The following is a 14,495-nucleotide window of genomic DNA, read 5'->3' as shown; positions in this document are numbered from 1 at the left end:
CGGCCTCGAAGCTGAACATGCTGCTGACGTGTTTCCTGTTCCTGGTGTCCGCCGGGGCCATCTATTTCGCCTGCGAGTACTTCGTCAACGGTGTCGAATGGTTCGGGCGCAAGCTCAGCCTCGGCGCCACCACCACCGGCACGGTGCTCGCCGCGTTCGGCACGGCGCTGCCCGAGAGCGCGGTGACCTTCGTCGCCGTCATCTTCGGCAAGACGCCCGAGGCGCGCGACATCGGCGTCGGTGCCGCGCTGGGTGGTCCGCTGGTGCTCGCCACCATCGCCTATGCGGTGGTCGGATTCGCTTTATATGCGGGTCGTAAGCGGCTGAAGCGCAAGGACACGCGGGTGCGCGTGGACAACCGCCGCCTCGCCCGCGACCAGTCCTGGTTCCTGGCGATCTTCGTGGTGAAGGTCGGCCTGGGCCTCGTGGCGTTCGCGTGGAAGCCGTGGCTCGGCGTGCTCTTTCTCGCCGCGTACGCGTTCTACGTATGGCGCGAGATGCGCGACGACACCAGCGGCCCGGAGGACGAGGAGCTCGAACCCCTGACGTTCCGGCCGCGCGATGCGGACCCGGCCATGAGCTGGGTCGTCCTGCAGACCGTCCTCGCGCTGCTGGTCATCGCCATCGCCTCGCGCACCTTCGTCTGGCAGCTGGAGGCGCTCGGCACGCACTTCGCCCTGTCGCCGCATCTGATCGCGCTGGTGCTCAGCCCGGTGGCCACCGAGTTGCCGGAGACCGTCAACGCGCTGATCTGGGTGCGCCAGGGCAAGGAGCGGCTGGCGCTGGCCAACATCTCCGGCGCCATGATGATCCAGGCCACCATTCCGAGTTCGCTCGCCCTGTTCGCGACGCCGTGGCTGTTCGACACGCCGCTGATCGTGGCCGGTGCCGTGACGATGGTGGCGGTGATCGCCCTGTGGACGATGTTCCGCCGCGGCGCGGTCGAGGCCCGCTGGCTGATGCCGATCGGGCTGCTCTACGGCGTCTTCGCGGTGTTCGTGGGGTGGTACTTCGGGGTGCGCTGAGGGACTCCGGATCGCCGATACGATCGGCTCCCACCCGTTGGTAGCTACCGGAGGGTGGGAGCCGATCGTATCGGCGATCCCGCGTCAGCGGGAAACCCGCGACGACGCTCAATCCGGATGCGAGGCGTTCCGGTCGCGGTCGGCGCCGACCCTGCGATCGAGCTTGCCGAAGATCTTCTTGAACACCCGCGAGAACTTGCCGCGCTTGGTCTTGCGGGCCTTTTCCTCCTCGGAGGTGAGCCAGGCCACCTGGATCACCCGGCGCTCGCCCTCGTAGGGCAGGTGCCCGTGGAAGGAGTTCTCGGCCCGGCGGAAGACGGCGAACTCGCCGTACAGCGGCTTCAACTCGGGCGCGACGATGTCGTCGATGTCGTTGATCGACTTGAGGAATCGCAGGCAGCCATCGCTGGTGTCGGGCCACATCGGGTTGAGGTAGATCAGCGCGGTGGCGATCTTCGACTTGCTGTCGGTGTGGATCGTGCCGTGCCGGCGGTTGAGCAGGCGGCAGAGGGTCACGAGGGTGGGGTAGTTCTCGAGCCCGTCGATGCCCAGGTGGCGGCCGATCGCGGCGGAGAACTCCCGCGAGGTCATCTGTTCGACCAGCTCGTTGACCGACGGCCCGCAGTCGCTCGCATCGTACGGGAAGAAGCCGGCGCTGCTGTACTGGGGGAAGTCCCGGTCAAGGTCGCCGCGGGCGTCGTCCGGCAACTGCCCATGGGCGATCATGAACGAAAACGGCTCGTGCCTGATGTCGGTGTCGGGACGTTCCAGGCGGGCGGGGTCCAGCAGCATGCGGGCGGTTCTCGGATGGGCTACCACGGCGGGCATTGTATCGTGTCAGGCCGGGTTCCCCGCGACATTCGCGCACGTTTCATTCAGCGATTCCCGGTGGACAGGAAGGGCGTTCGCACCTATCATTCTTACCCGCCCTACGATTCCTTATCCCCAAGGCCCACGAGCCGCATTCCTGCTGGCTTGCGGGCTTTGCTGCACCTGAAGGCGGCCATCCCATGCGTACTCCTGCTCTGCTTGCTCTCGAAGACGGCAGCGTTTTTCACGGCCACGCGGTCGGTGCCCGCGGTGAGACGGTTGGCGAGGTGGTGTTCAACACCGCCATGACCGGTTACCAGGAAATCCTGACCGACCCGTCGTACTCCCGCCAGATCGTCACCCTGACGTATCCGCACATCGGCAACACCGGCACCAACGAGGTCGACGTCGAAGCCGACCGCGTCCACGCCGCCGGCCTGATCGTGCGCGACGTGCCCCGACTGGCGAGCAACTGGCGCAGCGTCGAACCGCTGCCGCAGTACCTCGAACGCCACGGCATCGTCGCCATCGCCGGCATCGACACGCGCCGCCTCACGCGCATCCTGCGCGAGAAGGGCGCCCTCAACGGCTGCATCGTCGCGGGCGACGCGATCGACGCCGACGCGGCGGTGGCGAAGGCGAAGGCCTTCCCGGGCCTCAACGGCATGGACCTGGCCAAGGTCGTCAGCACCACGAAGACCTACCAGTGGTCCGAGGGCGTCTACGACCTCGACAAGCAGGCCTTCTACAACGCGCCGAAGAAATTCCGCGTGGTGGCTTTCGACTACGGCGTGAAGCAGAACATCCTGCGCCTGCTCGCCGGCCGCGGTGTCGACATCACGGTGGTGCCGGCGCAGACGCCCGCCTCCGAGGTGCTCGCGATGAATCCGGACGGCATCTTCCTGGCGAACGGCCCGGGCGATCCGGCCGCGTGCGATTACGCGATCGAAGCGACGAAGCAGATCCTGGAAACGAAGATCCCGACCTTCGGCATCTGCCTCGGCCACCAGATCATGGCGCTCGCGATCGGCGCGAAGACGCTGAAGATGAAGTTCGGCCACCACGGCGCGAACCACCCGGTGAAGGACCACGACACCGGCCGCGTGCTGATCAGCTCGCAGAACCACGGTTTCGCGGTCGATCCGGCGACGCTGCCGGGCAACGTGCGCATCACGCACACCTCGCTGTTCGACGGCTCGCTGCAGGGCTTCGCCCTGACGGATCGCCCGGCGTTCTGCTTCCAGGGCCACCCGGAAGCGAGCCCCGGTCCGGAAGACGTCGGTTACCTGTTCGACACGTTCATCGCCTCGATGGAAGAGCACAAGGCGAAGCGCGCGTCCTGACGCGCCGCTCGTCCCGTACCGCTCATCCATCCGCATAAGCACGCGAGAGAAACCATGCCAAAGCGCAGCGACATCAAGACCATCCTCGTCATCGGTGCCGGCCCGATCGTCATCGGCCAGGCCTGCGAGTTCGATTACTCCGGCGCCCAGGCCTGCAAGGCGCTGAAGGAAGAGGGTTACCGCGTCGTCCTGGTCAATTCGAACCCGGCGACGATCATGACCGACCCCGAGACGGCCGACGCCGTCTACATCGAGCCGATCAACTGGCAGACGGTGGAACGCATCATCGCGAAGGAGCGCCCGGACGCCGTGCTGCCCACCATGGGCGGCCAGACGGGCCTCAACTGCGCGCTCGACCTCGCCGACCACGGCGTGCTCGACACCTACGGCGTCGAGCTGATCGGCGCGTCGCGCGAAGCCATCCGCATGGCGGAAGACCGCGACCTGTTCCGCAAGGCCATGGCCGACATCGGCCTGGAATGCCCGAAGGCCGAAGTGGCCCGTTCGATGGAGCAGGCGCTGGAGATCCAGCAGACCGTCGGCTTCCCGACCATCATCCGCCCGAGCTTCACGCTCGGCGGTTCGGGCGGCGGCATCGCCTACAACAAGGAAGAATTCGTCGAGATCGTCGGTCGCGGCCTCGAGCTCTCGCCCGTGCACGAAGTGCTGGTGGAAGAGTCGGTGCTGGGCTGGAAGGAGTTCGAGATGGAAGTGGTCCGCGACAAGGCGGACAACTGCATCATCGTCTGCTCGATCGAGAACTTCGATCCGATGGGCGTGCACACCGGCGACTCGATCACCGTGGCGCCGGCGCAGACGCTCACCGACAAGGAATACCAGCGCCTGCGCAACGCCTCGATCGCCGTGCTGCGCAAGATCGGCGTGGACACCGGCGGTTCGAACGTCCAGTTCGGCATCAACGCCGAGGACGGCCGCGTCGTCGTCATCGAGATGAACCCGCGCGTCTCGCGTTCGTCGGCGCTGGCGTCCAAGGCCACCGGCTTCCCGATCGCGAAGGTCGCGGCGAAGCTCGCCGTCGGCTACACGCTCGACGAGCTCAAGAACGACATCACCGGCGGCCTGACCCCGGCGTCGTTCGAGCCGTCGATCGACTACGTCGTCACCAAGATCCCGCGTTTCGCGTTCGAGAAGTTCCCGGCCGCGGACGCCCGCCTCACCACGCAGATGAAGTCGGTGGGCGAGGTGATGGCGATGGGCCGCACCTTCCACGAATCCATGCAGAAGGCGCTCCGCGGCCTCGAGATCGGCAAGACGGGCCTCAATCCGACCGGCCTCGACATCGGCAGCGAGGAAGGCTTCCTGACGCTCAAGCGCGAACTGCGCGAGCCGCGTCCCGACCGCGTGTTCCACGTCGCCGACGCCTTCCGCGCGGGCCTCTCGCTGCAGGAAGTGCATGACCTGACCCGCATCGATCCCTGGTTCCTCGCCGCGTTCGAGGACATCGTGATGACGGAAGGCGAAGTGCAGCGCCAGGGCCTCACGGCGCTGGACGAAGGCCGCATGCGCGAACTCAAGCGCATGGGCTTCGCCGATGCGCGCCTGGCCGAACTGGTCGGCACCGACGAAGGCGCCGTGCGCCACCTGCGCCGCACGCTCGGCGTGCGCCCGGTGTACAAGCGCGTCGACTCCTGCGCCGCGGAATTCGCCACGACCACCGCGTACATGTATTCCACGTACGAGGAAGAGTGCGAGGCGAATCCGACGGACAAGGACAAGATCATCGTCCTCGGCGGTGGCCCGAACCGCATCGGCCAGGGCATCGAGTTCGACTACTGCTGCGTGCACGCGGCGCTCGCCCTGCGCGAGGATGGTTTCGAGACCATCATGGTCAACTGCAATCCGGAAACGGTCTCGACCGACTACGACACCTCCGACCGCCTGTACTTCGAGCCGCTGACGCTGGAAGACGTGCTGGAGATCGTCGACCTGGAGAAGCCGAAGGGCGTGATCGTGCAGTACGGCGGCCAGACGCCGCTGAAGCTCGCGCGCGCGCTCGAAGCCGCCGGCGTGCCGGTGATCGGCACCAGCGCCGACTCGATCGACCTTGCGGAAGATCGTGAGCGTTTCCAGAAGATGATCCAGAAGCTCGAACTCAAGCAGCCGCCGAACCGCACCGCCCGCAACGCGGACGAAGCGCTCGCGCTGGCGCGCGAGATCGGCTACCCGCTGGTCGTGCGTCCGAGCTACGTGCTCGGCGGACGTGCGATGGAAATCGTCTACGCCGATGCCGACCTCTCGCGCTACATCCGCGAGGCGGTGCAGGTGTCGAACGAATCGCCGGTGCTGCTCGACCGCTTCCTCGACCACGCGGTCGAGGTCGATGTCGACATCGTCGCCGACGCCGACGGCAACGTGCTCGTCGGCGGCATCATGGAGCACATCGAGGAGGCCGGCGTGCACTCGGGCGACAGCTCGTGCTCGCTCCCGCCGTACTCGCTCAGCCAGGAAGTCCAGGACGAGATGCGCCGCCAGGTGAAGCTGATGGCGCAGGAGCTGAAGGTCGTCGGCCTGATGAACACGCAGTTCGCCATCCAGGGCGACGACGTCTTCATCCTCGAGGTGAACCCGCGTGCGTCGCGCACCGTGCCGTTCGTCTGCAAGGCCACGGGCATGTCCCTGGCGAAGATCGCCGCGCGCGCCATGGCCGGTCGCTCGCTCGTCGAGCAGGGCGCGACGAAGGAGGTCATCCCGTCGTACTACTCGGTGAAGGAAGCCATCTTCCCGTTCCTGAAGTTCCAGAACGTCGATCCGATCCTCGGTCCCGAGATGCGTTCGACGGGCGAAGTGATGGGCGTGGGCCGTACCTTCGGCGCCGCGTTCGCGCGCGGCCACGAGGCGGCAGGCATCAAGGCGCCGCCGAAGGGCAAGGTGTTCATGTCGGTGCGCGACGCCGACAAGGATCGCCTGCTGCCGATCGCGAAGGACGTCGCCGAACGCGGTTACGTCGTCGTCGCCACGGCCGGTACGGCGAAGTTCCTGCAGGACAACGGCGTGCCGTGCGAGCGCATCAACAAGGTGCTCGAAGGCCGTCCGCACATCGTCGACCTGATCAAGAACGGCGAGGTGGTCTACATCGTCAACACGACGGAGGGCAAGCAGGCCATCTCCGATTCGTTCTCGATCCGCCGCGAAGCGCTGCAGCAGCGTGTCACGTATTCCACCACGGTCGCCGGCGCGCGTGCCCTCGTGCACTCGCTCGACTTCCATGCGGATCCGGAAGTGAACAGCCTGCAGGAACTGCACAAGGAGCTGAAGGCATGAGCGCGACCCGTCCTCCCATGACCCAGAAGGGTGCCGATCGCCTGCGCGACGAACTCGAGTACCTGAAGCGCGTGAAGCGCCCCGAAATCGTCGCTGCGGTGGCGGAAGCCCGCGCGCACGGCGACCTCAAGGAAAACGCGGAATACCACGCCGCGCGCGAGATGCACGGTTTCAACGAAGGCCGTATCGCCGAGCTGGAAGCCGCGCTGTCGAACTCGGAAGTCATCGACACCGAGCGGCTCAGCGTGGGCAAGCGCATCGTGTTCGGCGCCATCGTCGAGCTCGTCGATCTCGACACGGATGCCGAGGTCACCTACCAGATCGTTGGCGACCTGGAAGCGGACATCAAGCAGAACCTCATCGCGGTGTCCTCGCCGATCGCCCGTGCGCTGATCGGCAAGAGCGAGGGCGACGAGTTCGACTTCAAGGCGCCCAACGGCGTGAAGACGTACGAGATCAAGGGCGTGCGGTACGTCTGATCCGCACGCCTGGCGGCATCGTGAAAAGACGCCCCTTCGCGGGGCGTTTTTTTTGCGTGCCTCAGTCGCCCAGCGGCGTGAACCCCTGCAGCCCGCGCACGATGCGCTCCAGTTTGTCCGGATTGCGCTGCACGTGGATGCTGTGGATCGTCTCGCCGTCGGTGACGTACGTCTGCGCGGATTCCAGGACGCCGTCGATGTAGCGCAGCAGCGACCATTCGCCATTGATGCGCACCACACGCACCTGCACGCCCGCGCCGAATCGCAGGTGCGCCGCGTAGAAGAGCTGGGCGATGCGCTGTCCGCCGAGCAGCGGCTTCGGGAAACTGACGACCTTGCCTCCGCCGTCGCCGGAGAGCTCGGCATCCGCCGCCAGCATCGAGCGGATCGCCGGGAAATCGCCGCTGGCCATCGCCTCGGCGAACCGCCGCATCAGCGACAGGTGCTGTTCCGTGGGAACGCGCTGGCGCGCTCGCTCGTTGCGTAGCTGGTCCTTTGCTCGATGCACGAGCTGGCGACACGCCGCTTCGCTCTTGCCGATCGTCGCGGCGAGTTCCGGATAGTCGACGTCGAACACCTCGCGAAGCAGGAACGCCGCGCGCGCCTCCGGCGACAGCCGCTCGAGCAGCAGCAGGAACGCCACGGAGACGTCGTCGGCGAGCTCCCGGATGTCCTCGGGCGAAGCGCCCTCGTCGGTCAGGACGGGCTCCGGCAGCCAGATGCCCACGTACTCCTCGCGGCGCGCCTTGGCGGCCCGGAGGCGATCGATGGACCGCCTCGTCGTCGCGGCGACGAGCCACGCCTCGGGATTGTCCACGCTGCCCGGACACACGCCGTTCCAGCTCAGCCAGATGTCCTGCACGACATCTTCGGCTTCCGCGACGGATCCGAGCATGCGATAGGCGATACCGTGCAGGCGGGGACGCAGCGCGGAGAAAGTGGCCGTGGCTTCTGTCATTCCCATCAGGACGATCCTGATGGGAACTTTGTGACATGTCTTGTGAAAAAAGTACTGGCCAGCCGCCGGCAAGGGGTTACTTGTCCGTCAGCGTGAGGATCGGCGCGCCCTTGTCCTTCAGGAAGAACACGACGAACTTCGCCGGCCTGGTGGCGCTGGCGTTGCGGCCGACGGTATGCAGGTCGTCGGGGCCCTCGTAGTAGACGTCGCCCGGGTTCAGGGTCTTGTTGGGCTGGCCCTTCACACCCATCACGATCTGGCCCTCGATCACATAGACGATGGCCTGGGCGTCGTGCCGGTGAACGGGGTCCACCGCGCCCGGCGGGTATTCGACCGTAATCAGCTCGAGTTCCTTCTTCGGGTTGTCGGCGGCCACCTTGGTGAACAGCTCGGTGACCTTCGCCATCGGCGCGCCGCCGTTGCCGTGTTCGTCGCCGTGGGCGAACGCGCCGAGCGGCGCGAGGGCCAGCAACATCGCGATTGTCTTCATCGTACGCATCGGTTCGATCCTTCTTGCGGTTGGGGAGTCAGGCCAGGTTGGCTCTGTCGAGGTGCCATTCCTTGTCGAGACCGCCCGGCACCGGACGGAAGGCGACGTTCGCGCGGTTCCACGCGTTGATGATCATGATTGAAAAGGTCAGTTCGGCGAGTTCGGCTTCCGAGAACTGACCGCGCACCCGTTCGTAGATGTCGTCCGGCACGCCGTTGACCGGAATCTGCGTGAGCACCTCGGTCCACGCCAGCGCCGCGCGTTCCTTCGGAACGAAAAGGTTCGATTCGCGCCACGCGGCCACATGGTGCAGGCGCAGGGCGCGCTCGCCGTGGATCGTCGCCTCCTTCACGTGCATGTCGATGCAGAAGCTGCAGCCGTTGAGCTGTGAGGCACGGATCTTGACCAGATCCAGGATCGTGTCGCCGAGCGCGCTCTTCGCGGCGACCATGCTCAGTTCCATCAGCTTCTTGGTCAGCGCCGGCGCTTCCTTCATGTAGTCGAGACGCGTCTTCGGCACTACGGGCTGCTGGACGGAGTCGTCGCTCTGCGACGGGGCGGTCTGGGCGTTCATGTCGTCATCCTTCGTCAGGGGTGAGGGTTCCCGCCGCAGGGGGCGGGGCGAGTACAGGCTAGGTTCGCGCCATCGCCGCCGGTAGATCCGTGGGCGTGACCACGGTGTTGCGCAACGGGAACCAATCGGAGGCGTCACAGATCGACCGGCTGCTTCGTCTGATCGATATGGACCCGATGCATTCCACGTACGAGCGGCTGCGACGAGAGCTGGCGAGCCGCCAGCCGGAACCGGCCGTGTGGCTAGGGCTCCTCGATGCGCTCGACCGGCTCCCGGCGGATGCCCGCCTGGCGCTGCTGTTGAGCGACGTGTTCGAAGCGAGCATCGACGACGTGGCGGCTTTGCTGCACAGGGACGCGGCCGCCTGCCGGCGACTGGTCGACGAGGCGCACGAACGAATCCATGCGGCTGCCGCGACGAGGAAGTAAGACATGTCCATCCACCCCATCCATCCCTCGCGGCCGAATGCCCCGGATGCGCTCGCCTCCTCGTTTTCAGCCAGTTATGCCGGTGTGATCGCGTTCATCGCCGTGGTCACGGAAGGCAGTTTCGCCCGCGCCGCGGATCGTCTCGGCATCGGCCGGTCGGCGGTGAGCCGAAGCGTGCAGAAGCTGGAACAGCAGGTGGGTGCGCGCCTCTTTTCGCGCACCACGCGCAGCACCGCGCTGACCGCCGAGGGCGCGATCTTCTTCGAGAATTGCAACCCGGGTGTCGAGCGCATCGCGCAGGCGCTCGACGACATGCGCGAACTGCGCGACGGGCCGCCGCGAGGCCAGTTGCGCATCGGCGCGCCGGTCGGATTCGGCCGCCAGGTGGTGGCGCCGCTGTTGCACAGGTTTCGCGACGCGTTTCCCGAGATCGGCATCGACCTGGTGCTCGACGACCGTCCGGTCGATTTCACGGGTGACCGCATCGATGTCGCGTTCCGCGACGGTCGCATGGAGGACAGTCAGGTGATCGCGCGGCAGATCGTCCCCATGCAGATGTTCGTCGTGGCGACGCCCACGTACCTGCGCGATCGCGGCGACATCGACCAGATCGACGACCTCCTCGCGCGGCCGGCGGTGCATTACCGCACGGCGTCCGGCCGCATCGCGGACTGGGAGTTCAAGGTCGAGGGTCGCCTGCGCAAGGTGCTGCCGCCGTCGATGGAGGTGTTCAACGATGCCGACCTCGTCCTGCAGGCGGTGCTGGAGCATCGAGGCGTCGCCCAGCTCGCCGGTTACCAGGTGTGCGAGCACCTGCGTGCGGGACGGATCGTCGCCTGCCTGCCGGAGTACGCGCCCGACGATCGTGGCCACTACCTCTGTTACCAGAGCCGGCAGCAGCTGCCATCGCGCATCCGCGTGTTCATCGATTTCATGATCGCCGCCATTCGGGAGCTCGATCTCGAATGCGGAACCACGCTTCCGATTGTTGCCACTTCGGCAACACGGTGAGCCATGCGCCGGGGCTACTGGCTACAAGCCACCGGTCCTAGCATTCCTGTACGCCAGTCAAGAAAGGTGATCCACCATGAAGATCCTCGTCATCGGAGGCACGGGCCTCATCGGTTCCAAGGTAGTCAACCGTCTGCGCGACGCGGGCCATGACGTGACGCCTGCCGCGCCTTCGACGGGCGTGAACACGCTCACGGGCGAAGGGCTCGACGCCGCCATGGCCGGCGTCGATACGGTCGTCGATCTCTCCAACTCGCCGTCGTTCGCGAAAGACGACGTCATCGCGTTCTTTACCACCGCGGGCAGGAACATCGCGGAAGCCGAGAAGAGGGCCGGCGTGACGCACCATGTCGCGCTGTCGGTCGTCGGCACCGACGATCTCGATCGCCTCGGCAGCGGTTACTTCGCCGGCAAGGTCGCGCAGGAGAAACTCATACGCGCCGCCGGCGTGCCTTACACCATCGTCCATTCCACGCAGTTCATGGAGTTCGTGCCAGGCATCGTCGCATCGGGCGAGAAGGGCGCGGACGTCCACATGCCGACGGCCAACATCCAGCCGATCGCTGCCGACGATGTCGCCAGGCTGGTCGCGGACGCGACGCTCGAGCCGCCGACGACGCAGGTCGTCGAGATCGCGGGCCCTGCGAGGTTCAGCATGGCCGACCTCGTGGCCACGTATCTGACGAAGACGGGCGATGCTCGCCGCGTGATCGGTTCCGCGGGGACACCGTACTTCGGTGCGGTGCTGGAGCCGGACACTCTTGTGCCCCGTGGGGACGCGCGCCTCGGCACGATCGGGTTCGACGAGTGGTTCGCCGCGCGAACGCCCGCGGCCGCGGCCTGAGGAAGGACGTCCACGGTGAAGCCGACACCCCCGCCGCTTTCCTTCCTCGACAGGTATGGCGGCCCGGACTTCCAGCCGCTGTACACCGCGAGCGTACGCGTCACCGGCGGCGAGGCGCGGCACGGTCGCGCCTCCGGAAGCGCACGCTCGACCGACGGCCACCTGGACGTGGCCTTGCGCCTGCCGACGGAGCTCGGCGGACCGGGCGGCGGCACCAACCCGGAGCAACTGTTCGCGGCGGGCTTCGCCGCCTGCTTCCACGGTGCCCTGAACCTGCTGGCGGCGCGCGAGCGGGTAGACATTCCGGATGCCGAGGTGACCGCTGAGGTGACGTTCGGCCGCGATCCGATGGACGGCCTGTTCACCCTGGCCGCCAGGGTCCGTATCGCGCTGCCGGGCGTCGAGCGGCGCGTCGCCGCCGCGCTGGTTCGCAACACGGAACGCCTTTGTCCTTACGCGAAGATGGCCCGTCAGGGTATCGACTGCGTCGTCTACCTCGACGCCTAACGCGTGCCTCGGACGATGCCTGTCGTGCCAGGTATCTGATCCGCCATCACATTTCCTTTCGTCCCCGGCCGAGTGGCCTACTACTCGACGCGCTCTCATGGGGCTATGATCCGTGCGCGGGCGGCCTCGAGGGGAGGCTGGCAGGGTGGGCCGGGCGCGCTCCCGGCTCAAGGGGCGGGTAGATGTCGAAACTGATCGAATTCCTCGAGCGCGTCGGCAGCGATGCGACGCTTCGCCATGCCGATGCGGAAGCGCTCGAAGCAGCCCTTGCCGACATCGACATCGACGATGAAACGCGGACCGCCTTGCGAAACGGCGATCGCGACGCGCTGCATCGCCTCATCGGCGAACGACCCTTCATCGTCGCGCAGATGCAGATCGGTCCGGACAGCGTGGAGACGCCGGACGACGAGACGGACGGCGACAACGACAAGGACGACGATGGCACCTCGATTTCACGCACGCCGGTCTCGGGCGAGACGCTCTGACGCCGTGATGCGCCTCGCGCGCCATGCGCTGCTCCTGATGGCTGCCGCGGCGCTCGCGCTGGCGACGGCGGCGCAGGCGGACGAAACCGAAGCGAACCCTTCCTCGCCGGCGGCGATCCTTTCCCGCGCCGATGCGATCAAAGGCTCCGATCCCGCGACCGCCGGGAAACTGATCGACCAGCTGCTGCCCATCGAAGCCAAGCTCGCGCCGGAGGAGCGCTGGCGGCTGCACTACATCCAGGGGTGGCGCGCCACGTGGCTCGGCGATTACGACCTGGGCAGGAAGGCGCTCGAAGACGTCGCCGACAACGCGAACAACCTCGTATTGCGCTTCCGCGCGACGGCGACGCTCATCAACCTGCTCGGCATCGCGCATCGCTACGAGGAGGCGTTCAAGCGCCTCAACCAGCTGCAGGAAATGATGCCCTCGATACGCGATCGCAAGGCGCGTTTCATGGGGCTGGGGGAGGCGTCGCAGTTGCTCAGCTCGGCCGGCCAGTTCGAGCAGGCGGAAGCGTACGCGCAGGAGATGGTGGACAACCCGCCGCCCGGCGACACGATCTGCAAGGGCGCGGAGCACCTCCTTCGCGCGCGCCGTGAAGCCAACCGCTTGCAGTCCATCGATCCGATGTTCGAACGCGCCATCGAGGTCTGCATGAACGTCGGCGACGACGTGTTCGGCCAGACGATGCGCGCGGACATCGCCGCGTTCCACCTCGACAAGGGGCGTCCCGAGGAGGCGGTGAAGTTGCTCACCGCGAATCGCGAGGCCATGCGCGCGCTGAGCTATCCAGTGCTGCTCGCCGAATTCGACGCCACACTCGCGAAGGCCTATCTCCAGCTCGGCGACCTCGTCAACGCGCGCCGGTACGGGCTTTCCGCCGTGGCCAACGCGAGCCAGGAGGAATTCATGGATTCGCGGCGGATCGGCTACGAGGTGCTGTACGAGGTGGAGCAACGCGTGGGCAACGCCGCCGCCGCGCTCGCGTACCACAAGCAGTACATGGCGGCCGACAAGGCCCATCTCGACGACGTGAGCGCGCGTAGCCTGGCCTTCCAGATCGTCGACCAGCAGCTCGTCGCGCGCCGTGCCGAAGTCGAAGCGCTCAACCGCCAGAACGAGATCCTGCGTCTGACCGGCGCGCTCGATCGCAAGGAGGCCGAAACGAGCCGGCTGTACATCGTGGTGCTGCTTGCCAGCCTGGCCGCCATCGTCTGGCTCGTGCTGTGGCTGCGCCGTTCGCAGCTGCGTTTCATGAAGCTGGCGCGCCGCGATGGCCTCACGGGGATCTGCAATCGCGAGCACTTCGTCGAGCAATCGGAGCGCGTGCTCGCGTACGGCGCGAGGTCCGATCGCGGCGCATGCCTGATCCTGTTCGACCTCGATCACTTCAAGAACGTCAACGACACCTACGGCCACGCGACGGGCGATGAAGTACTCAAGCGCGCGGTGGACGTCTGCCGTCGCGCTCTGCACGCATGCGACGTGTTCGGGCGGCTGGGCGGCGAGGAATTCGCGGTGCTGCTCCCGGACTGCAGCCCGGCGCAGGCGCGTGCGCGCGCGGAACAGCTGCGGCTGTCCATCGCGGCGACATCCGCCACGCAGGCGAAGCCGGACCTCGTCGTGACGGCGAGCTTCGGCATCGCCAGCACCATGCCCTGCGGCTTCGAACTCCATCGCCTGCTGGTCGTCGCCGACGCGGCGCTCTACCGCGCCAAGCGCGCGGGCCGCAACTGCGTGTTCATGGGCGACACCGGCGACATTCCGGATTCCCCGTATCTGACGGAAGCGCGGGGGTAGGCGACACATCGCGACCGATCGCCCCGCCGTGACGCACCGTCATACCGGCGCACGCCGGTATCCACGTCCTCGGTGCACGGCCTTCGCGAGGCGCCACACGCCGGAAGCGTCATCGCGAAAACCGATCGCCTCGCCGTGGACCCCGGCGTACGCCGGGGCGACGAGCCGTCGTACCGCCGGTATCCACCGCCCTGGTGTACGGATGTCGCGAGGCGCCGCACATTGAGCACATCGTCGCGAAATCGACCGCCCCGCCGCAGACCCCGGGGTGACGAGCCGTCATACCGGCGCACGCCGGTATCCACGTCCTCGGTGCACGGTTTTCGCGAGGCGCCACACGCCGGAAACGTCATCGCGGAACCCGATCACCTCGCCGTGGACCCCGGTGTGCGCCGGGGTGACGCGCCGGAGAGTCGCGGCACCCCTTGCCGTCATACCGGCGCACGCCGGTATCC

The 14,495-nt window shown here is 66.9% G+C and carries 14 protein-coding genes; 10 read left to right on the top strand and 4 right to left on the bottom strand.

Annotation, left to right across the window (positions count from 1 at the left end; genetic code table 11):
• The first annotated feature begins 17 nt into the window (after positions 1-17).
• The gene (locus BMY69_RS09035) at positions 18-1,025 is read left to right on the top strand and encodes a sodium:calcium antiporter (protein WP_090177314.1); all 1,008 of its coding nucleotides are present in this window, start codon (positions 18-20) and stop codon (positions 1,023-1,025) included.
• A 108-nt stretch (positions 1,026-1,133) separates the two neighbouring features.
• Here the strand turns inward: BMY69_RS09035 and BMY69_RS09030 are convergent, their stop codons facing one another.
• Positions 1,134-1,817: a 2OG-Fe(II) oxygenase family protein gene (locus BMY69_RS09030; protein WP_255364511.1), complete on the bottom strand. Its 684-nt coding sequence runs from the start codon at positions 1,815-1,817 to the stop codon at positions 1,134-1,136.
• 218 nt (positions 1,818-2,035) lie between these two features.
• Here BMY69_RS09030 and carA point away from each other — a divergent pair, with 218 nt between their 5' ends.
• The 3 genes from carA to greA are packed head-to-tail and all read left to right on the top strand — an operon-like array spanning position 2,036 to position 6,939.
• Positions 2,036-3,178, top strand: coding sequence for a glutamine-hydrolyzing carbamoyl-phosphate synthase small subunit (carA, locus tag BMY69_RS09025; protein ID WP_090053961.1), 1,143 nt, complete (start codon positions 2,036-2,038; stop codon positions 3,176-3,178).
• Between the two features lie 54 nt (positions 3,179-3,232).
• Positions 3,233-6,460 carry a carbamoyl-phosphate synthase large subunit gene (gene carB, locus BMY69_RS09020; RefSeq protein ID WP_090177310.1) on the top strand — a complete coding sequence of 1,076 codons (3,228 nt, stop codon included), beginning with the start codon at positions 3,233-3,235 and terminating at the stop codon, positions 6,458-6,460.
• The gene (gene greA, locus BMY69_RS09015) at positions 6,457-6,939 is read left to right on the top strand and encodes a transcription elongation factor GreA (RefSeq protein WP_090053957.1); all 483 of its coding nucleotides are present in this window, start codon (positions 6,457-6,459) and stop codon (positions 6,937-6,939) included. Before carB ends, greA begins: the two co-directional genes overlap by 4 nt.
• A 61-nt stretch (positions 6,940-7,000) precedes the next feature.
• Here greA and BMY69_RS09010 read toward each other — a convergent pair whose 3' ends face one another.
• From BMY69_RS09010 to BMY69_RS09000, 3 genes are all read right to left on the bottom strand, one after another.
• Positions 7,001-7,903: an RNA polymerase sigma-70 factor gene (locus tag BMY69_RS09010; protein WP_343124097.1), complete on the bottom strand. Its 903-nt coding sequence runs from the start codon at positions 7,901-7,903 to the stop codon at positions 7,001-7,003.
• Between the two features lie 70 nt (positions 7,904-7,973).
• Positions 7,974-8,396 (bottom strand): cupin domain-containing protein, encoded by a 423-nt coding sequence (locus tag BMY69_RS09005; protein ID WP_255364510.1) that lies wholly within the window; start codon positions 8,394-8,396, stop codon positions 7,974-7,976.
• Positions 8,397-8,424: 28 nt separating this feature from the next.
• Entirely contained in the window at positions 8,425-8,961 is a 537-nt protein-coding gene (locus tag BMY69_RS09000) for a carboxymuconolactone decarboxylase family protein (protein WP_090177307.1), read from the bottom strand.
• Positions 8,962-9,050: 89 nt separating this feature from the next.
• Between BMY69_RS09000 and BMY69_RS08995 the strand changes: the two genes are divergently transcribed.
• The 6 genes from BMY69_RS08995 to BMY69_RS08980 all read left to right on the top strand — a co-directional run bounded on the left by BMY69_RS08995 (position 9,051) and on the right by BMY69_RS08980 (position 14,040).
• Positions 9,051-9,389 (top strand): sigma factor-like helix-turn-helix DNA-binding protein, encoded by a 339-nt coding sequence (locus tag BMY69_RS08995; RefSeq protein ID WP_090053951.1) that lies wholly within the window; start codon positions 9,051-9,053, stop codon positions 9,387-9,389.
• A 3-nt stretch (positions 9,390-9,392) separates the two neighbouring features.
• Entirely contained in the window at positions 9,393-10,400 is a 1,008-nt protein-coding gene (locus BMY69_RS08990; RefSeq protein WP_090177304.1) for a LysR family transcriptional regulator, read from the top strand.
• A 76-nt stretch (positions 10,401-10,476) separates the two neighbouring features.
• Positions 10,477-11,244, top strand: a complete 768-nt coding sequence (locus BMY69_RS19635; RefSeq protein ID WP_177191126.1) for an SDR family oxidoreductase — start codon at positions 10,477-10,479, stop codon at positions 11,242-11,244.
• 15 nt (positions 11,245-11,259) lie between these two features.
• Positions 11,260-11,751, top strand: coding sequence for an Ohr family peroxiredoxin (locus BMY69_RS19630; protein ID WP_177191125.1), 492 nt, complete (start codon positions 11,260-11,262; stop codon positions 11,749-11,751).
• 182 nt (positions 11,752-11,933) lie between these two features.
• Complete coding sequence (locus BMY69_RS19625; RefSeq protein ID WP_177191124.1) at positions 11,934-12,239, top strand: hypothetical protein; 306 nt, start codon at positions 11,934-11,936, stop codon at positions 12,237-12,239.
• Between the two features lie 7 nt (positions 12,240-12,246).
• Positions 12,247-14,040, top strand: a complete 1,794-nt coding sequence (locus BMY69_RS08980; protein WP_177191123.1) for a GGDEF domain-containing protein — start codon at positions 12,247-12,249, stop codon at positions 14,038-14,040.
• The last annotated feature ends 455 nt before the right edge of the window (positions 14,041-14,495 follow it).

The organism is Luteibacter sp. UNC138MFCol5.1 (assembly GCF_900110505.1).
Lineage (GTDB): Bacteria > Pseudomonadota > Gammaproteobacteria > Xanthomonadales > Rhodanobacteraceae > Luteibacter.
This window is presented reverse-complemented; position numbering and strand designations above follow the sequence as displayed.